Origin of the sequence: Floridaenema fluviatile BLCC-F154 (genome assembly GCF_041929135.1) — a bacterium.
GTDB classification, from domain to species: domain Bacteria; phylum Cyanobacteriota; class Cyanobacteriia; order Cyanobacteriales; family Aerosakkonemataceae; genus Floridanema; species Floridanema fluviatile.
The window spans coordinates 1-20,183 of the sequence record NZ_JBHFNS010000034.1; the positions used below are offsets into that span (position 1 = coordinate 1).

The following is a 20,183-nucleotide window of genomic DNA, read 5'->3' on the forward strand; positions in this document are numbered from 1 at the left end:
TTATCTGACTTGATTCCTAATAATTGAGCCAAGTTATAACGCCTGTGACCATTCAATGTGCGTTCGGGTGTAAGTTTTCCTTCGGCTTCCCACCTTCTCAACGTGGAAACTGACACCCCTTTGATTTTTGCTGCTTCTGATCTGGTTAGCTTACTCATAATGGCAGTTTAGCACATCTTTTGAGTAGGTCTAGAAAGGTTTAGGTAAAATTTTAGGAGCAGTTAGCGAACCCCTTTATGATTGGGCGATTGAAATCGCTGCTACACAAACAAAGTCCGCCTACGCGGACTAAAGAATAGCGGGGGTATTTAAACCGGATTTGGTATTAGGGGAGAATTCTGTGTGTTGCTGCATAGAGTCAAGAATCCTCCCGCATAGATGTTTAAGAGAACAGAAACACTACTCTCCCACAAGTTCAACACATTCAAAACAGAGGGTTTTGACGATGAAAGCATTCTTTTCTTCTCCCGCCCCCAATTTCAAAAGATGGATGACGCTTTGCACGCTGGGTGTCACTCTATTAGTAGGTCTTCCTTTGGCAGCAGTTGCCCAAGATGCGGTAATCCCTTCGACTAGGGGTGGTTCACATGATTCACATGATTCACATAGAAACCACAAAAAAATATTTGTAAACCACACGAAATGGATGGTCAAATATGCAGAGAGTGGGCGCAAGGGCAATTATCATCCGGTTCCTTGGGTATTCTCTCCAAATGGTACTGTTCGTGCTGGTAATCTGTGGCAAGGAGTCTGGCACAGAAAGTCCAAAGATACTATTAGAGTGGTTATTAGAATGAATAACAGTTCAGCTACGGATCGATTCGATGTCCAGTTCACTAGTTCATCGGAGTTTACCGCTTACAAGAATGGACGAGTCTATCGATATGCAGTGCGTAAGTATAGGTAAGAAATATCTCTAGAATTAAAGCTGATTTCCTGAAATTTGTAGAGACGTTATATATAACGTCTCTACAAGGTTTTTTGCAGATGTTAATTAGATAGTGGAATGTAGTGTGTCTCTCTGTTTGATTACCCACCACCGACGATCGTCACTACTTCTAATTTATCGCCCTCTCTAACTTCAGTCTCTAACCAAAATTGCCGATGCAAAATTTCTCCGTTGTACTCTACGGCGACTAAACGGGGATTAAAACCTAAATGGGTTAATAAGTCGGGTATTAGCATTTGAGAGGGACAGTTACGGTTTTCGCCGTTTATTTGCAGGGTGATTTGACTAGGCATGAGATTGGGGTAAGTGCGATCGATAATTGCGTAAAGTCTGGACGCGAGTTAGCTGCGAGATAAAGTACTGAGTTACTAAAGTTGGTTGTTCTGCTTGCATAATTGCTCTAACTACGGCAATTCTATCTGCCCCAGCTGAGAGTACATCATTTAAGTTACTCGGATCGATGCCACCAATGGCAAACCAAGGTAGATTCGCGTTTTGGGCAGCATAACGGACATATTCTAAACCTGTAGCGGCTTTTTCGGCTTTGGTGGGGGTGGCGAAAACTGGGCCTACCCCAATATAATCTGCGCCTTCTGCGATCGCTCGCTGCATTTCCGCTGGATTTGTGGTAGAACGTCCGATAATCCGATGTGGGCCGAGTAACTGTCTTGCTGTAGCGATCGGCATATCCTGCTGTCCTAAATGTACGCCATCAGCATCTACCGCTAAGGCTAAGTCTACGCGATCGTTGACAATAAACAAAGCTTCATAATGATGGCAAAGTTTGCATAATTTCCCTGCAACTTCAAACCGGACATCATCATTCGCCGTTTTATCCCGGTACTGCACCAAAGTTAAGCCACCTTCTAAAGCAGCTTCCACAACCGCAAACAAATTTTCTGACGCAGAAGTTACCAAATACAAAGAACTTTGCAATAATTTTTGTTGCCGTTGATAACCTAACAAATTGGTTTCTAAAACGTAGGCGCGATAACGCATTTGCTTAAACGCGCTTCCCATTTCTGCTAAATAAAGCTTGCCGTATTCTTCCAAAACTCGCAGCGCCTCTTGTACTCGACAAAGATTTGCCTGTAAAAGTTGCCCAATATTGGCGCGAGTTTCTTCTTGGGGATGACTTAACTCAGTTCCCACATCACCCAAAGTATCGCGAAATGCCCGTAACTCTGGGGTGTGCCATTTGGCAATTTCTTGGCGCAACTGCTTGCATTCTGTTGCCAATTCACTACTATTAAGACCAAAGCGACACCATTCCTCAACAATTCTTAAACCTTCTCTGGCTCGGTCTAAATTAGCATCTAAAATACGACTTAATGCTGGCTGCGCTTGTAGGGGCAAGTCTGACAATAATAATTTAGGGCGATCGACCATCGTAATAACTCCATTAGTTCATTAATGCTAGTAAATTAGTCGGATAGGGTGCAGACAAAGCATAATTTTCTCACTTCTGAGGCTCTCTGGAACATCTGGGGGAAAAATAATAGCGATCGCTAAACCTGATTACTTCCTAAAACAGGTGATTCATTAAAGAATCCCTGTACCCAGTCCCCAATCCCCAATCCCCAGTCCCCCATAAAGTGATTAAATTTTGCTTTAAGAATTGGTAAACCAGATCTTTGCGGTTTAATCTTTAGTACTCTCTGAAATTTTAGGAGGACAGCTAGCTGTGAATTTACCACGCCACTGTCAATATTCAGCAAAACCTCCCATCAAGTTCCTTAACGATTATTTAGCGGCTAATTTGAAGCAGGTAAATATTAAGCACTCGCTAAAAGCCAGTTTTGGACTTGCTACTACCATACTGCTTTGTTGGGAAAATGCCGTGCTAGGGGCGAGTTTTGTAGTTAATTATTCTACTAAGAACGCCCAACTATCTGCTAAATCGGCCCCTACTGTACCAGCACAACAACAAGTGGTTGAAAGTTTTCCGATCGCACAAAAACAGTCAACAACTGAATTGTTTGTTAACCCGATCGCTGGAAACGATCGCACTGGAGATGGTAGCGATCGGACTCCGTTTAAAACAATTACTCAAGCTATAAAAGTCGCCAAAGAAAATACTGTTATTTACCTTGCCCCAGGTACTTACAACCAACAAAGTGGCGAAACTTTTCCTCTACAATTAAAACCTGGCGTTACTCTCCAAGGAGATCCCCCAAATAAAGGTCGCAGTGTCATTATTCAAGGGGGCGGTTTATTTATTAGCCCGACTTTCGCCCGTCAAAATGCTACTATTCTCGCCGCTAATCAGTCAGGCATTGCTGGAGTCACAGTTACTAATCCTAATGTCAGAGGGTACGGAATTTGGATTGAATCCAGTAACCCAGTAGTAGCAGATTGTACTTTCATTGGCAATTCTCACGATGGAATTTCGATCGCCGGAAATAGCGCCCCTTTAATTCGCAATAATTACTTTGCTAATAATGGCGCAAATGGCATGACAATTTACGGTTCTTCTCGCCCAGAAGTTAGGGAAAATGTCTTTGAAAGAACTGGATTTGGCATTAATATTGGTAAAAATGCTACACCTTTAATCGCAGGTAATCGCATCTCCCAAAATATAGATGGAATTGTGATTCAAGGGAAAGCTAGACCAATTTTGCGCGGTAATACTATTGAGAACAATAGCCGAGATGGTGTAATTGCCTTAACAGAAACTCTCCCCGATTTAGGAACTGCCCAAGAACCTGGTGGTAATATTTTCCGTAATAATGGTCGCTATGAAATTAATGCCACAAATGCTGTGCAAGTAATTCCCGCTTATGGTAATCAATTAGCGACTAGAAAGCTAGTTGGCAGAATTTCTGTAGATGGTAATTTAATTCAAGTTACCGCATCTCGTCGCACTTCCCCAACTGCTTTTAATAATACCCAAGCTGTACAAATTCCAGTTCCTCCACCCGCTACCAGAAAACCCCGTACTCGCAGAAGTAGAAGGGCAAGGGCAAGTAGCAGAAGGCGAGTCAGAAGACAAGTTCGCCGCCCCACAAACACCGCCAGAACTAACACAAGAACAACAGCAACTTCGCAAAGAACAGTACTTCCTCAAACGGGTATTCAACCAGGTGCTTTACCTACTGCTACCACTAATTTTTCCCAGGTAAATACTAACAGTTTGTCCCCAACTAATCAAACTGTTGTTACCTTAAGTTTACGTTACCGCGTAGTAGTAGAAGTACGAACTGCGGAGGAACAAACAAAACTTTTATCAATAGTTCCTGGCGCTTTTCGCACTGTTTCTGATGGCAAAGTAGTTATGCAAGTCGGCGCTTTTAGCGATCGCTCCCAAGCTGAAAAAATGCTCGAAAATATTAATAACCTTGGTTTATTAGGTGCGATCGAAGAAATTAATTAAACATCCAGGCAGAGGCGAAAAGGGTAATTCTCACCTTCTGCCTTCTGCCTTTTTAAATTACTGTTTGCAAATTCAATAGTGCTTCATTTAATCTTTGAGTACCGACCTTAGTTTGATTAATTCCGCTAGCAGTTTGTACTGCTCCTTGATTTAAGGTATTCATGGCATCTACTACTTGTTGAATAGCGATCGCTTGTTGTTTAGCATTTAAGGAAATTTGCATATTATTAGCTACCACATCATTAATTGCTTCCGCAACTTTGGCGAAAGTATTAGCCGTATCTTCGGCTGTTTTCATACTGTTATCAACTCGCTTTTTACCTTCATCTGCTACAATTACCGTTGCACCGATCGCATTTTCAATTTCATTAACTAACAGATTAATTTTGCTAGAAGACTTTTTACTTTCGTCTGCTAATTTGCGAATTTCGGCAGCTACCACAGCAAAACCTTTGCCATTTTCTCCGGCTCTTACTGCTTCCACTGCCGCATTTAATGCTAACATATTTGTTTGATTCGCCAACTCAGTGACTAAAGTAATAATGCTGCTAATTTGGTTAGTTCGATCGCTTAAATAGATAATTTTTTCGGCAATGACAACCACAGTATTTTTTAGTTCTAACATATCTTCTAAAGTGCGGTCTATTGCTTGGGAACCTTGTGCAGCTAAAACGGATACTTGTTGAGCACTACTAGCGGCTAATTGGGCTTTTTCTGCTGATTGTTTTGCGGAAACACCTAACTCATCCATTGCGGTAGTAGTTTGATTTACTGCTGTTGCTTGTTGAGTAGCACTTAATTCTTGTTCGGTTACAGTTGCCGTTATTTCATTAGTAGAATTAGCGATCGTATTTACAGTTTGCTGGATTGTTCCGGCAATATTTGTCCAAATAAAATAACCAGCAATTACGGAACAAGCTAAGGTTAAAAGACTCATAATAGTTGCCGCAATTACTAAAAACTGAATTGAGTTATTTGCATTAGTAGAGAAGTGATTTAATATTTTTTCCTCATTCTTGTTCAATTCTTGATTTAAATCATCAATTTTCCCCATGCTCAATTGAGATTCTTGCAAAGATTTTACTAAAGCTTCTTTATGCTTACCTTGTTTTTCTAAATCTATTGCCTCTTGAGCAGTTTGCTCGTACTTTGTGACTAATTCTTTAAGTTGAGTAAAACGTTTTCTTTGCTCTGGATCTATGATTTCTCGATCGGCAACTTTTAACGCCTCTTGGTAAAGTAATCTCTGTTTTTCATATTCATTCAAATAATTTGTTTGTCTAGTTAATAAATATCCTCGAACTTGTCTACCCATTAGAGCGATTCTACTTAGCATTTCATTCCCAGAAATAAGAATTTTTTCTGTTCTACCAACTTGTTTAAAAGTGTCAGCTACTTGATTACTTATCGAGTAAACAATTCCACTAAATCCTAAAGCCAAACTAACAGGTATTAAGAAGGCAATAAACAATCTACCTCTTAATTTAATATGATGCTTCATCTTGATTTTGCTCCTCTGCAAAATAGATAGTTAAATTTTACTGCATGGAAATTTACGATCCTCAAATCGAGAATGTTTTCCCTAACACCCTGTTGTAAAAGCTTGCCTATTAATTCTCTAGATTTGGCATTGAATTGTTCGTAGTTAGAAAACGTAAACTAAGAACAATTAGTAATTTATCTTGCTAATCTTTAGCAGTTATTGCCCATCATTATACGATAATTTAGATAAAATTATTGTCAAAAATAAATTAACAAAATTAATTAATTATTTAGGAAGTTTTACAGATTAACTTACTAAAAATTTAAGGTTTTTTCTGTAGTAAATGTAACTGCTGATTGCTGAGAATACAATTGATTTTGAGAGCAGCAATTTAAGTAGGTGCAAATAAATAAACTGATAATAATTATCTAAGGATGGGGCGGGCAAGATGCCCACCTCACAACAGTTACAGCTTTCTCGTGGGGTAGGCATCCTGCCTGCCTTGGTTTTCGAGAAAAGTTTCGGGATTTCCGTAAAAATTTACACTTTGCCAGTAAAAACTTTCACAGCGGGGCCAGTCATGTAAACTCGTTGTTCCACTTCGGACCATTGAATTTCCAAAGGGCCTCCAGGTAATTCTACTGTAGCTTGCCGATCGCAATTCCCCGTCAACACCCCCGCAACCAAAGCAGCACAAGCACCAGTACCACAAGCCAAAGTTGCACCAGCACCCCGTTCCCAAACCAACATTTTCAAATAATTCCGGCTAACTACTTGAATAAATTCCGTATTTGTGCGTTGGGGAAAAACCGAATGATGCTCAAACTTGGGGCCAATTTCCGCCAAAGGAATCGCCGCCACATCCTCCACAAAAGTAATACAGTGAGGATTTCCCATACTCACACAAGTCACATCCCAAGACTTTCCCGCCACTTCCAAAGCTTGATTAATCACCTTTTCTGATGCAGCAGTTAAAGTTGTCGGAATTTCCTGCGCCAACAGTCGCGGTACACCCATATCCACCGTAACTTGTCCATCAGGACGTAACTGGGGCGTAATCACACCCGCTAAAGTATGAATCCGATAGCGCCGCGACTCAGTGGCACAACCTTCCAAATCAGCGATAAACTTAGCTAAACAGCGGATACCATTGCCACACATTTCCGGCTCAGAACCATCAGAATTAAAAATCCGCATCGTGTAATCTGTGCCCTCCTGTCCCGGTAAAGCAAAGATTACCCCATCTGCACCGATCCCAAAATGGCGATCGCACCACTCCACCGCCACCTCTGGTGTTAACATTGGCTGGGAGGAAGTCCGATTATCAATCAAAATGAAATCATTTCCTAAACCGTGGTACTTACTAAACTCAATTGCCATTACAATTACCTTTGTCCTTAGTTTTTTGTCCTTTGTCATTCGTCATTTGGATCGAGTTTGCCATAAAGACCAATGACCAATGACTAATCACCAATGATTAATTAGATATGACTAGTGCATTTGATACTAATTTACCTAGTGTACGGCAAGTTCAATCAGTTATTAAAGCTCAAAAACGAGTTGAACTCAAGTTATTAACTGGAGAAGTTCTCAGCGGAATACTACGTTGGCAAGACCAAAATTGCATCGCTATTGCTGATGATAGTAATCAACAAACTTTAGTCTGGCGACAATCAATAGCTTATCTAAAAGCCTTCGATTAAAAACTTGTAGTAGAGACGTTATATAGCGTTTCTCGTTTGGATTCGGTACATTTGGGGGCGGGTTTTGATTGGTATATCTTTCACACAGCAAGGATTTCAGCTAAACCCGCCCCTACAATATGTATACCTCACCATTATGAGAACTGTTATATATAACGTCTCTATAAAAATCGAAAATCGAAAATTTCAAGGTTCTCGCCAATTATCCATTGGTAAATATTCTTGCAATGCTTGACTTTCTGCTGCTTTAACTACGGGTACAACTGGGATAGCTTTTTTATCTTCCGGCAGCAAAGATTGTTGTAATAATTTTAGTGGATGATAGCCACCACAAAGCAAAATTCGATCGCCAAATTGCAGTTCAGTATCTTCACCCGGATCGCGAATAAACTTACCTTCGCGACGAATAGCGATCGCCTTAATCCCATACTGACGCTGAATATCCAAATGAGCCAAAGTTCTACCCACAAAAGGACTATTTTCGGGGACTAAAATCCATTGACAAGGCGCACTTTTTGCCGGAACAATCACCTTACCCTTTGCCAATTCATCTAAAGCAGCTAACTCCTCAGCTTCGCCAACAACTAATAAGCGATCGCCCTCCTCAATCATCGTAGAAACATCAGGATAATCCACTTCTTCACCACTAGCACGGCGAATCGCCATCAAGCTAACACCCACCAAATTTCGCAAATCAGCTTCCCCCAAACTCATTCCCGCAAAAGGAGAATTTGCAGGTAAAGAATACCAACGACTATTCATATCTTGAGTAGCCAATTCTAAATCACGAGCAACTTGAGAAGCCGATCGTTGAGGACGAAATTCCAAATAATGATGTTTACGAATTTCTTGAACTTGCTGTTGAATAGCCGATAAACTCATACCCATGCCAGTTAACAAATGACTAACTAATTCCAAGCTAGCCTCAAACTCCGGTTGTACGACTTCCTTAGCTCCCAATTGATAAAGTAACTCGATATCTTTATCCTTATTAGCACGCACTACCACATCCAAATCTGGCGCTAATTCTAAAGCCCTTCGTAAAGCATTTCTAGTACTCATAGCATCAGGAAGATAAATTGCCATTCCCTTGGCTTGCGCTACTCCCGCAGTTTGTAAAACGTGCAAACTTGCCGCATTACCATAAACATAAGAAATCCCCGCTTCTCGCAACTGTTGAATTTTGCTTTCCGACTGATCGATTACGACTACCGGATAGCCATGTTGCTGCACCTGTTGCACTAAATTTCGCCCAACTTTGCCATAACCACAAATTACCACATGATTTGCTAAAGGCAGTTCCGGCGAAACATCTAAAGGCACATCAGTAGGATCGAGAAACTTTTTCAAACAAGGTATTTCAAACAATTGAGGTACTAGCCGCATTACAAACGGAGTCAAAACCAAAGTTACCGCAGTCGTGCCCAAAATTAACAGATAAACACGGCGAGAAACTAAACCTAAAACCTGTCCTTCACTCGCTAAAACAAAAGAAAATTCCCCAATTTGAGCTAATCCCAAACCAGCGATAATAGCGGTTTTCCACGAATAGCGAAACAATCTAACTAAAGGAGTAACAATTAAGAATTTTCCTAAAAATACTAACGCCACTAATCCGAGAATTAACTCTAGATTATTCCAGAGAAAAACCGGATCGATTAACATTCCGATCGAAGCAAAAAACAAAGTAGCAAAAATATCTCGCACTGGCTCAACATAACTCAGAGTTTGATCGGCATATTCCACCTCGGATATCATTAAACCAGCGACAAATGCACCCATTTCGATCGACAAACCCAAAGACTCAGTAAACAGAGCAATTCCTAAACATAAAGCCACTACACCCAATAAAAATAACTCTTTACTTTCAGTACGCGCCAAAACTCGCAGCAAAGGTGGAATTAACCAAATCCCCACCGCAACTGCACCCGCCGCAAATAAGCCAATTCTTACTAAAGCAAATATCACAGCTTTGCCAATTTCTTCTGGTGGTTGGTCAAGCGCAGGCAAAACTGCTAACATCAACCCCAATGCTAAGTCTTGAACCACCAAAATTCCCAACATTACTTGACCGTGAGGAGTTTCAGTTTCGTTCCGTTCCATTAAACATTTCAAGACAACCGCAGTTGAAGAAAGGGAAAGAATTGCCCCTAAAAATACTCCCTTAGCTGGTAAAGTAGCCCAAGCGCCAGTAATTCCACAAACTAAAACCGTAACTAAAATTGTCAGAATAATTTGCAGTCCACCCCCACCAAGGGCGATTTTCTGTACCTTCTTGAGTTCGGCAAAAGAAAATTCAACCCCCAAAGCAAACAAGAGAAAAGCAACACCAAATTGAGCCAGAGTTTCTACTTGAATTACTTCCTTAATTAATCCTAGTCCTGCTGGCCCAACGATCATGCCTCCTAACAAATACCCCAACAAAACAGGCTGTCTTACTATTGCGGCTAAAAGTCCCCCCACCGCAGCAGCACTGAGAACTAATACTAAGTCAACAATTAGCCTAAAATCTTCTTGCACAAGTTTTCTGAAAAAATTATTACGGTATATGAACTAAGAATACAAACTTTTTCCCGTATAGGGGAAGACATTTTGGGGAGGTAGGGAGATGGGGAGATGGGGAGAGTTTTGAGTTTTGAGTTAAGAAACTTCCCTCAGCCCCTCTGCCCCTCAGCCCCCCAGCCCCTCTGCCCCTCTGCCCCTCAGCCCCCCAGCCCCTCTGCCCCTTTGCCCCTCAGCCCCCTACCCCTTGGCATAGTTTCAGATTAGCGGTAGTCTATACTGCCAAAGGGAAGTTTATGAAAATTGAATCATGAAATTTTGGCAAAAAAATATTTTTAATTGGAAATTAGGGATTTCAGGAGTTAGGGCGAAGTTTCCCTTATTTATTGGTTGCTTTGCGCTGACTACGGCGATTTTATTTTTTGCTGCGCCTGTAATTGCTCAAAGGGTGCAGGTGTCGCCAGCTAACCCGCAGTTAGGGGATACAATTTCTGTGGTGATTCAGGACGCATCGAAACAAGGGTCAGAACCGACTGTGGTTATGGACGATCGGACTTATCAGATGTTTGCGATCGATCCCACCACCTATCGAGCATTCTTACCCACAACACCACTAGATAAACCCGGAATTCGCCAAATTCAAGTACAAGTAGACGGACAAGTAGAAACTCTCTCAGTTAATGTACGAAATCGCTCTTTCCCTACCCAACGCATTCGTATTGCTTCCAGTCGCAGTGGCGGACTGAAACCAACTCAACATGAATTAGATCGAGTAGCAGCTTTTCGCCAACTAGTTACCCCAGAAAAATATTGGAACGGTCGCTTTATTCACCCAAACCGCGGTCGTCGCAGCACTGGGTATGGCGTGCGCCGCTATTACAACGGCGTTTTCGCTAAAGATTACTACCATCGCGGTTTAGATTATGCTAGCCCCCAAGGTTCGCCCGTAGTCGCTCCCGCAGCGGGTAAAGTGATGTTGGTGGGAACAGTGGCTCAAGGTTTCCGGTTGCATGGGAATACAATTGGCATCGATCACGGTCAGGGAGTCAAGAGCGTATTTCTACACTTGAGCCGGATTAAGGTTCAAGAAGGAGATTTAGTGCAAGCAGGTCAAACTATTGGTGCGGTTGGTTCCACTGGTGCATCCACTGGCCCTCACTTACACTGGGGTTTGTATGTTAATGGCAAATCCATCGATCCAGCACCTTGGTTAGCTCAAAATATGCAATAGCACTATATTTGTTAGGGGAAAGTCTTGATTAATTCCCGGAGCTAGAACCAAAATGTAGTAAAAATGAAAATCAGAATTAGGTGAAAAATCTTGATTCTAAATCACGAAATACTACAGTTGGTTACTCAATGTTTCAGAAAAACAAACTTTCTGAAATACTGTTGAGTCCTGTGTCAGGGTGAGGCAATATTGAGAGAAAAATAGCTCGTCTAGCAAAAGTGCTTTGGGGAGCAATACGAGGTGTTATGAGTATTGAAAAAATAGTTGAACAGGCATTACAAGATGGTTATTTGACACCAGCAATGGAAGCGGAAGTAGCAAGGATCTGCGATACCGCTTCTGAGCTTTCCATTGAAGAGTATATGGCGCTAGACCGACTGATGGGATCGCTATTAACTGGGGAAGTGGTGGCAGTGCCGCGCAAACAGTTTATTAATGTGATGGAAGAGTTGGTATTAACAGAAGCGATCGCTCGCGTAGCCGAAATTGAAGCTAGTAGTAATCAAGTATTAGATGTAGGTGATATCGCAGCTTATGCCTTAAATCGATTACCTCCCCTCTACGCTACTACCGAAGAAGGCGCAACCTATCAACGTCAGAAGGCTAAGGAGGAACTCCAAGAGATTATTGCTCAACAAGTTCGGGAAGCCATTACCCGCAACATCGCTCAACCAGAAATAGATCCATCCAGACAATTACTCGGTAAAGGTTCCAAAACTGATGTAGTTAAGCAGGTAAGTTCTTTATTACAAGCTTACGCCCCTACCATTGAACCAAAACCAGAAAAAAGATCTGGATCAAATCAGAGCTAGACCAATATCATTGTAAGTGCAGGAACTTCTCAAACAGCAGCAGCGTCTTTCGGAATAGGACGTTATTAATCTGTATCTGTCCATGAGTCAATCAATTCCTGTATCCTGGTCTAGCGCTGAGGTTATGATTCCTCAAACGCAAGTGCAGCCTGTAGAAAAACTCTCTAATTACGATTTGGTTTTGCGCTGCCAAACTGGTCATCGACCGCAACGGGAGGCATTCGCTGAGTTGTTGCGCCGATACCAGCCCCATGTGGAGAAGATTTTATATCATCTGGCTCCAGATTGGCAGGACAGAGCAGATTTAGCCCAAGAAGTCTGGATTCGTGTTTATCGCAATATTAAGCGTCTCAATGAACCTGTAAAATTCCAAGGTTGGCTGAGTCGGATTGCGACAAACTTGTTTTATGACGAATTACGCAAACGCAAGCGCGTTAACCAACCTTTGTCATTAGATGCACCGAGAATGGTCGATGATGGCGAAATGGATTGGGAAATTGCCGCGGATAATCCGGGTCCAGTAGAAAAATTAACTACGACTGAGTTTTATGAGCAATTGCATATTGCGATCGCCGATTTGCCAGATGTTTTTCGCATTACCATAGTTTTGCGCGAAATTGAAGGCATGGCTTATGAAGAAATTGCCGAAATTACCGGAGTTTCTCTGGGAACGGTAAAGTCGCGCATTGCTAGAGCAAGGCAAAGACTTCAGTCACAACTCCAAAATTATTTGGATAGTTAATAAAACTTCAAAATGGGTCGATCGTCCCTAGCGATTGTTTTATCTACCGTAGGGCATACGGAATGTCAAGCCTGTGGAGAGTGAGTAAGACTCGCTGGTACTTGTATCAGAAAGCATTGCTCGTTGAATCAGGAATCTCCCGTTACAAGTCAGCAAAGACGGTGAGAGTGTCAAGATCCGTAGTAGACTAGCTATTACTCACCAAAGGTTTACTTACCCTCCTTTGATGGAAGGATTTGATATGACTCCTGAGTTTGAATCCCAAAATAACCAACAGAATTCCTTTGGGGATTCGCCAGATCCCTGTCTGGGTGCTCGCGATATGGAAAAGCGCGATCGCTTTGAACTACTTAGCGCCTACTTGGATGGAGAGGTGAGTGCAACCGAACGCCAACAAGTAGAAGACTGGTTAGCAACAGATCCTAACATCCAATGCTTATATAAACGATTACTGAATCTGCGTCAAGGTTTACGGAATACACCAGTACCAGCTGCCAGTCAACCTGTGAATGTCACAGTAGATCAAGTATTTTCTCGTTTAGAAAAACGTCGCCGCAAACCAATTTTAGTTTGGGGTGGAACTGCGATCGCAGCTGCTTTAATTGCCGCTGTATCAGGCGTTTTCGGCAACCAAAATGCTTGGTCGCCCCAAATGGCTAATTCTCCGGCTACACCTGACTCGGAAGCTTTGACGATCGCCCTTAGCGAACCCGTAATCCAAATCCCTCAAGTATCAACTGAAACCTACAAATCTCCCCAATCTCCAGCAGCTTATCCGCATTCGGTTAAATAACTTCGTCGAGGGGACTGGGGACTGGGGACTGGGGACTGGGGACTGGGGACTGGGGAAATTTAGAGTCCTGTCCACCATCCAGAGGGAATTAGTATCCCGCCAATTTGTTCAACTTGGTCTAAAGTCATAAAATAAGCCCAAGCTAAACCTAATGGTTCTGCTTCAGGGCTGTAAACTTCTAATTGCTTACGGTTGTAAAAATTTTTCTCTGGGGGACGCTGGGGGTCGTGTCCTTCCAGTGGGTCGAGATGTTGGAGAATATGTGGTGTATTAAAGGTTAGTAAATAACCTTGAACTATTCCTCCACCAAGAACCATTGCTGGATAACCTACAGGTAAAGCAAACAATTGACCTTTAACAGTAGCTCTGGTTGCTGCAATTACTCTAGCACCACAATAATGTTGATAGTTGGACTCTCCAGGTTTGAGAGTTCCATAAACAAAAACTTTAACTAACTCTGAATCTGCTTGCTGAATCATACCATCTAGAATTTTAGATTGTCCGTTTGTCCCCCAGTTCCCAATCCCCAGTCCCCTCTAATATAATCCCGTGTTACATTCGTAGTATAAAGCGAATATGTCAAAATATTGAGGCAGACGCGAACGCCAAATGCAGTAGGAGAATTAAAGTGGAATCTCGATATAACCCGACAGCAATAGAGGAAAAATGGCAGAAAACTTGGGATGAACAAGGTTTAGACAAAACCCCCACAGAGAAAGACAAACCCAAATTTTACGCATTATCAATGTTTCCCTATCCATCGGGCAACCTGCACATGGGGCACGTTCGTAACTACACAATAACCGACGTGATTGCCAGAGTCCATCGAATGCAGGGTTATCGCGTACTACATCCGATGGGATGGGATGCTTTTGGACTTCCAGCAGAGAACGCCGCAATTAAAAAAGGCATTCATCCGGCGAAATGGACATATAGTAATATTGACCAAATGCGATCGGAATTAAAGCGCCTGGGGTTATCTTACGATTGGGATTGCGAACTCGCCACCTGTTCCCCAGACTACTATAAATGGACGCAGTGGATATTCTTACAATTTTTCCAAGCTGGATTAGCATATCAAAAAGAAGCCGCAGTTAACTGGGACCCGATCGATCAAACAGTTTTAGCAAACGAACAAGTTGACAGCGAAGGACGTTCTTGGCGTTCTGGCGCAATAGTAGAAAAGAAAAAATTGCGTCAATGGTTTCTTAAAATTACCGACTACGCCGAACAATTACTGCAAGATTTAGATAAATTACCAGGTTGGCCCGATCGAGTAAAATCAATGCAAGCTAACTGGATTGGTAAATCTGTTGGTGCTTATTTAGAATTTCCGATTGTGGGAATGGATGAAAAAATTGGTGTATTTACCACTCGTCCCGATACGGTTTATGGTGTTAGTTATGTAGTACTTGCACCGGAACATCCATTAACACCAAAAGTTACCACATCAGAAAATAAAGAAACAGTTGAAAGCTTCATCAAAGAAGTTGCCAATCAAAGCGAATTAGAACGTACAGCGGAAGACAAACCGAAACGGGGAATTCCCACAGGCGGAAAAGCAATTAATCCTTTTACAGGTGAAGAAATTCCGATTTGGATTGCTGATTACGTATTGTATGAATATGGCACAGGTGCGGTAATGGGAGTACCCGCCCATGATGCGCGAGATTTCAAATTTGCCAATGAACAAAACTTGCCAATTAAAGTAGTAATTGTTCGTGCTGATGCTGCCGATGAACCACCAATTCTCAAAGAAGCTTACACCGAACCAGGAATTGTAATCAACTCCGATCTTTTCAATGGAATGGAGTCAACTACCGCCAAAGAAGAGATTATTAAATATGCAGAAAAGCAAGGTTTTGGGAAAGCGAGAGTTCAATATCGGTTGAGAGATTGGTTAATTTCCCGTCAACGTTATTGGGGTGCGCCAATTCCAGTAATTCACTGTCCAAAATGCGGAATTGTACCAGTTCCCGAAGCGGAATTACCAATAGTTTTACCAGAAAATGTCGAATTTAGTGGTCGTGGTCCTTCGCCTTTGGCACAATTAGGAGAATGGGTAAATGTGCCATGTCCGAGTTGTGGAACTGCGGCAAAAAGAGAGACTGATACGATGGATACTTTTATCGATTCATCGTGGTATTATTTGCGGTTTACTGATGCGAATAATGAAAATCAGGTGTTTGATTCGGCAAAAACAAATGATTGGATGCCTGTAGATCAATATGTAGGTGGAGTTGAGCACGCGATTTTACACTTACTTTATTCTCGCTTTTTTACTAAGGTGTTGCGCGATCGCAGAATCCTCAACTTCGATGAACCATTCAACCGCCTATTAACACAAGGCATGGTACAAGGATTAACATATACAAATCCCAAAAAATCAGGAAATGCCAAATACATTCCTTCCGCTTTAGTTAATCCCAACGATCCAAAAGATCCAGAAACAGGAGAACCTTTAGAACTCTCCTATCAAACCATGTCTAAATCCAAATATAACGGCGTAGCGCCAGAAGATGTAATCAACAAATATGGTGCAGATACCGCCCGAATGTTCATCCTTTTCAAAGCGCCACCCGAAAAAGATCTAGAATGGGATGATGCAGACGTTGAAGGACAATTCCGCTTTTTAAATCGCGTTTGGTTGTTAGTAACAGAGTACAGTGAAACTACACCCGCCAAAACCCAAAAAGGCGAATTAACCAAAGCAGAAAAAGACTTACGTCGCGCCATTCACACCGCAATTGATGAAATTTCCAAAGACTTAGCAGGAGATTACCAATTAAATACAGCGGTTTCAGAGATGATGAAATTGAGTAACGCACTCAAAGATTCAACTTGTAAAAATTCCGCCGTTTATACCGAAGGAATCGAAACTTTAATCCTGCTTTTAGCACCTTTCGCCCCTCACATTGCCGAAGAATTATGGCAGATGATTGGTAATAAAAAATCTGTCCATCAAGAAACTTGGCCCAAACTTGATGAATCAGCTTTAGAAGTTGATGAAATCACCTTGGTAATTCAAATCAATGGCAAAACTCGCGGCACAATTCAAGCACCTGCTAACTTAGATAAACCGGGGTTAGAAAAATATGCCCGTGAATCTGACGCTGCGAAACGTTATCTTGAGGAAGGAAAGGAACCGAAAAAGGTAATTGTAGTACCTGGAAAATTGGTAAATTTCGTAATTTAAAACTAGCAAAATCATTAGTCATTTGTGGTTAATTATATAAATGACTAATGACAAATTACCAAGGAAAATCAAGCCATGACTAACTTATTAACTAAGTTCAAAACTGACACCTGGGTAACAGCAAATTGGGAAAAATTTCAGCAATTAATTGCCGAACCAGAGTTTCAAAAAGCTAAGTTTTACTATCACAATGGACAGTTGAGGATTGAAATGGTTCCACTAGGTCACGATCACGCTTGCGATAACACAATTGTTATCTTTGCCATTAGCCTTTTTTGCGGTATTAAAAATATTCTCATCAAAGGTTTGACTAATTGTAGTTTCCGAAAAACAGGGATTCAAGAATGTCAACCTGATGCTTCTTATTATATTGGGGAGAATGCAGATATTGTTCCTTGGGGAACTTCTGTGATTAATTTAGAAACTTATCCACCACCAGATTTAGTGATTGAAGTTGCGAATACTTCTTTAGCTGATGATATGGGTGGTAAGCGGTTGCTTTATGAGGATTTGCAGGTTAAAGAATATTGGATTGTTGATGTGAAGAATGTGAGGATTATTGCTTTTAGTATTGCAGATGGTGGAAGCAGAAGAATTACTCAATCTCAGGTATTAGCAGGATTAGAAATTGCTGTTTTAGAAGAAGCTTTGCGGCGCAGTCGTCAGATGAATCAAAGTCAGGTTTGCGCTTGGTTAATGGCGGAGTTTCAAAAGTAATTTTTTTGAACCGCGTTCGCGTAGCGTGTGCGTAGCACGTAAGACGCGAAGGACGCGAAGGAAGAAAGAAAAGAGAAGTTTATTATATTTTGCATCCTCACTAAAATTTATCTGTATTCTTATCTGCGTTCATCTGCGTTTATCTGCTTTCATCTGCGTTGAAAAAAGCCTTTGCTAATCACCATTAACAAAGACTTTCTAAACTTTAAACTACTGAATTTTACAAAACTTTCTTTCTCTGTCGCTCTCCGGTTCTTGCCAAGAATAAGCGAAATGACTCACAGTATTAATTTGAGGTGCTATTTGGCGAATCGCTTGCATTTGTACTTCTAATGAAGGACGATTACCATAAGATTGAACCCAATTTCCGGCGATCGCAGGTCGAATATCAGTACCATAAGGAGCTAAGCTGATTACCCTTTGCAACTCTTGGACAATACAGCTGGTAGTACCACAATCGGCATAAATCATCGGATGCCATTCAATGTTACTCGGAAACCTGTCCCAAGGTTGTACCCGCGAATCGTAACCTCGACCAACAGCTTTATTGCCACCTGGGAAAAATACCGCACCAGAAGGTAAACCTAACCGCTGCACAGGTTCAACTGCTGATGAAAGGAAGTCTATCACCCCTTGAGCCGCATGAGCTACACTTAACTGCCAAAGTTCCGTTTGTAAAAACGGTTGACGCTGGGCAGGGGGCAATATATCCTTATTCAAATCGGCAATACGTCCTTGCCACATTGGTTCAGATTCTTGGGGATAAAGTTCATCGACTTGAGCAATATCACCACTATTGACAAATCCCTTAGTTAAAAACCTGCGAATTAATTCCTGACCTTTAAAGTTTAAAGCTCTTTGCAACAAAACTTGTTGAGCAGCATTGCCATAAATCCACAAGTCTTGTACCCTCGTTGCTACAGAAGCTTCTCCCATACCTCTGGGATAACGAATATAATCAAACAACATTCCATCAGGTTTGCGTTTGAGTATCGCTTGAACTAGCTGATTGTAATCCTGTCGAGCTTGGATATTATAAGGATCGATAAAAGCTTTACTAATATCACCCTTAGCTAAATCAGTATCCAAACTAGCCTCATTTCCCACATCTAAACTAGTTTGATTTCGACCATTCCTTGCTAGTACTTGTCTGCGATCGGGACGTTGAGCATAAGCATAGCCGAAATTCATCGAAAATAGCCAAGCATAAACCTTTAACCCCCGTTCCTGACCTTTTTGAATTGCTTTTGCCAATAGATCAACTTTTTCGGCTCCAGGTACTTTTACCACAGATTGCCAAGGAGTTGGATTATCAGCTTGGGGTAATAACACCTGCGCGTCGTAAAAAACTTCTACATAAACTTGGTTGTATCCTTTATTAACAATCCGATCCATGATGTAATCTAAAGAACCGGGTCGCAAATCGCAAGGATATAAACGTAGCCAAATTGCTTGATTGCGGGGCCAATTTTGGGTTCGACAATCTTGTAATTGTTTTGCTTGTTTAGTAATTAGGTCTTTGTAGCGTCTTTGTGCATCTTGATTCCCTCCTAAAGCCGTCTGTCGTAGGCTTTCTTTTTGTTTAACCATTTCAGGTGTTAACTGACAAGGTATGAGGCTTTGCGCCTGAGTTGGTTGAATTTTCCAATTCTGACTAACTAAGCCAAAGGTGAAAACTCCGGCTAAAAATCCACTACAGAAACGAATTTGGCGGTTGGGAATTGCTGTTAAAGACGGCATCAATCTGAAATAACCTTTCATGCTAGCAAGCAAAATCACATCAACGACAAAACTGAAAATTGGATTTACTTATTTAGATATTTGGTTCCTCATGCAGGATACTCCTTTTTTGACTGAATCGGTAGAAGGAAAGTTGCGATCGCCATTTTTCATCAAACTTACAAAATAAAACCCCGCTATTGCATAACACATAGCGGGGAAAGATTAGCTTTTTTAGATCAAAGATTTACATTTAGACTAGCCATTCTTCGATCGCTTCTTCCTTAGTATTAGTATTCCGTGACGGAGTTTCCCGATTAAACTTCATGTGAATCGCTCTAGTTTGCTCACCATCAGCCGCTACTGCCATAATCGGATAATCAATCAAACCATCTTGGAACGACATCTGGAAGCGGAAAGTTCCATCAGGATTCAACTTAATCGGACGACCACCAATAGTAACAGTAGCATCCGGTTCAGTCGCACCGTAAACAATTAACTCAGCATCCGCAATCAACCAGAACTTGCGCGGACGAATCGGAGGCGCAGAAGCGGAAAACCCAAGTCCAGAAACCGTAGGCGCTGCCCATAATCCTACCCCAGAAGGAATGATATAGGAACTGAGAGCCTGTTCGTAAGAACTTACCGCATAAGAACTCACTGCGTAAGAACTGATTGGTACCTGGTAGGAACTGACGGCGTAAGAACTTAAAGCGTAGGAACTAATCGCCTGTTCGTAAGAACTTACCGCATAAGAACTCATCGCGTAAGAACTGATGGGGATTTGGTAGGAACTGACGGCGTAGGAACTTAAAGCGTAGGAACTAACTGCTTGTTCAGCCGAACTTAAGCCGTAGGAACTAATCGCGTAAGAACTGATGGGGATTTGGTAGGAACTTACGGCGTAGGAACTTAAAGCGTAGGAACTGACTGCTTGTTCAGCCGAACTTAAGCCGTAGGAAC

17 protein-coding genes and 1 pseudogene are annotated in these 20,183 nt (G+C 41.7%); 9 read left to right on the forward strand and 9 right to left on the reverse strand.

Features of this window, described 5'->3' with window-relative positions:
- The 3 genes from ACE1B6_RS07625 to ACE1B6_RS07635 all read right to left on the reverse strand — a co-directional run.
- Positions 1-158, reverse strand: a 158-nt coding sequence (locus tag ACE1B6_RS07625) for a MerR family DNA-binding transcriptional regulator (protein ID WP_413256671.1), incomplete at its 3' end; no start/stop codon positions are given.
- An 871-nt stretch (positions 159-1,029) separates the two neighbouring features.
- Positions 1,030-1,242 carry a sulfur carrier protein ThiS gene (gene thiS, locus ACE1B6_RS07630; RefSeq protein WP_413256655.1) on the reverse strand — a complete coding sequence of 71 codons (213 nt, stop codon included), beginning with the start codon at positions 1,240-1,242 and terminating at the stop codon, positions 1,030-1,032.
- Entirely contained in the window at positions 1,235-2,338 is a 1,104-nt protein-coding gene (locus ACE1B6_RS07635) for a thiamine phosphate synthase (protein ID WP_413256656.1), read from the reverse strand. The genes thiS and ACE1B6_RS07635 overlap by 8 nt, the downstream gene beginning before the upstream one ends.
- 295 nt (positions 2,339-2,633) lie before the next feature.
- Between ACE1B6_RS07635 and ACE1B6_RS07640 the strand changes: the two genes are divergently transcribed.
- A complete protein-coding gene (locus ACE1B6_RS07640) occupies positions 2,634-4,322 on the forward strand; it encodes a DUF1565 domain-containing protein (RefSeq protein WP_413256657.1) in 1,689 nt (562 codons plus the stop codon).
- Positions 4,323-4,374: 52 nt separating this feature from the next.
- Here the strand turns inward: ACE1B6_RS07640 and ACE1B6_RS07645 are convergent, their stop codons facing one another.
- Both ACE1B6_RS07645 and dapF read right to left on the reverse strand, forming a co-directional pair.
- Positions 4,375-5,823 carry a methyl-accepting chemotaxis protein gene (locus tag ACE1B6_RS07645; RefSeq protein WP_413256658.1) on the reverse strand — a complete coding sequence of 483 codons (1,449 nt, stop codon included), beginning with the start codon at positions 5,821-5,823 and terminating at the stop codon, positions 4,375-4,377.
- Positions 5,824-6,345: 522 nt separating this feature from the next.
- Positions 6,346-7,185 (reverse strand): diaminopimelate epimerase, encoded by an 840-nt coding sequence (gene dapF / locus ACE1B6_RS07650; RefSeq protein WP_413256659.1) that lies wholly within the window; start codon positions 7,183-7,185, stop codon positions 6,346-6,348.
- 107 nt (positions 7,186-7,292) lie between these two features.
- On the opposite strand from dapF, the gene ACE1B6_RS07655 reads away from it, so the two are divergent.
- Entirely contained in the window at positions 7,293-7,508 is a 216-nt protein-coding gene (locus ACE1B6_RS07655; RefSeq protein WP_413256660.1) for an Hfq-related RNA-binding protein, read from the forward strand.
- A 186-nt stretch (positions 7,509-7,694) separates the two neighbouring features.
- Here ACE1B6_RS07655 and ACE1B6_RS07660 read toward each other — a convergent pair whose 3' ends face one another.
- Positions 7,695-10,028, reverse strand: a complete 2,334-nt coding sequence (locus ACE1B6_RS07660; RefSeq protein WP_413256661.1) for a cation:proton antiporter domain-containing protein — start codon at positions 10,026-10,028, stop codon at positions 7,695-7,697.
- Positions 10,029-10,320: 292 nt separating this feature from the next.
- Between ACE1B6_RS07660 and ACE1B6_RS07665 the strand changes: the two genes are divergently transcribed.
- The 4 genes from ACE1B6_RS07665 (at position 10,321) to ACE1B6_RS07680 (ending at position 13,588) form a co-directional block, all read left to right on the forward strand.
- A complete protein-coding gene (locus tag ACE1B6_RS07665) occupies positions 10,321-11,241 on the forward strand; it encodes a M23 family metallopeptidase (protein ID WP_413256662.1) in 921 nt (306 codons plus the stop codon).
- A 245-nt stretch (positions 11,242-11,486) separates the two neighbouring features.
- Positions 11,487-12,053 (forward strand): late competence development ComFB family protein, encoded by a 567-nt coding sequence (locus ACE1B6_RS07670; protein ID WP_413256663.1) that lies wholly within the window; start codon positions 11,487-11,489, stop codon positions 12,051-12,053.
- Positions 12,054-12,135: 82 nt separating this feature from the next.
- Positions 12,136-12,795 (forward strand): sigma-70 family RNA polymerase sigma factor, encoded by a 660-nt coding sequence (locus ACE1B6_RS07675; RefSeq protein WP_413256664.1) that lies wholly within the window; start codon positions 12,136-12,138, stop codon positions 12,793-12,795.
- 241 nt (positions 12,796-13,036) lie between these two features.
- A complete protein-coding gene (locus ACE1B6_RS07680) occupies positions 13,037-13,588 on the forward strand; it encodes an anti-sigma factor family protein (protein WP_413256665.1) in 552 nt (183 codons plus the stop codon).
- A 59-nt stretch (positions 13,589-13,647) separates the two neighbouring features.
- Here ACE1B6_RS07680 and ACE1B6_RS07685 read toward each other — a convergent pair whose 3' ends face one another.
- Positions 13,648-14,067, reverse strand: coding sequence for a gamma-glutamylcyclotransferase family protein (locus ACE1B6_RS07685; RefSeq protein WP_413256666.1), 420 nt, complete (start codon positions 14,065-14,067; stop codon positions 13,648-13,650).
- A gap of 149 nt (positions 14,068-14,216) precedes the next feature.
- Between ACE1B6_RS07685 and leuS the strand changes: the two genes are divergently transcribed.
- Both leuS and ACE1B6_RS07695 read left to right on the forward strand, forming a co-directional pair.
- Positions 14,217-16,784: a leucine--tRNA ligase gene (gene leuS, locus ACE1B6_RS07690; protein ID WP_413256667.1), complete on the forward strand. Its 2,568-nt coding sequence runs from the start codon at positions 14,217-14,219 to the stop codon at positions 16,782-16,784.
- 75 nt (positions 16,785-16,859) lie between these two features.
- Positions 16,860-17,501, forward strand: coding sequence for a Uma2 family endonuclease (locus ACE1B6_RS07695; protein WP_413256668.1), 642 nt, complete (start codon positions 16,860-16,862; stop codon positions 17,499-17,501).
- Positions 17,502-17,711: 210 nt separating this feature from the next.
- Here ACE1B6_RS07695 and ACE1B6_RS07700 read toward each other — a convergent pair whose 3' ends face one another.
- Positions 17,712-19,241 carry a glycoside hydrolase family 10 protein gene (locus ACE1B6_RS07700; protein WP_413256669.1) on the reverse strand — a complete coding sequence of 510 codons (1,530 nt, stop codon included), beginning with the start codon at positions 19,239-19,241 and terminating at the stop codon, positions 17,712-17,714.
- 19 nt (positions 19,242-19,260) lie between these two features.
- On the opposite strand from ACE1B6_RS07700, the gene ACE1B6_RS07705 reads away from it, so the two are divergent.
- A complete protein-coding gene (locus ACE1B6_RS07705; protein ID WP_413256670.1) occupies positions 19,261-19,410 on the forward strand; it encodes a hypothetical protein in 150 nt (49 codons plus the stop codon).
- A gap of 63 nt (positions 19,411-19,473) precedes the next feature.
- Here ACE1B6_RS07705 and ACE1B6_RS07710 read toward each other — a convergent pair.
- Positions 19,474-20,183, reverse strand: a pseudogene (locus ACE1B6_RS07710) (hypothetical protein); the annotation flags it as partial.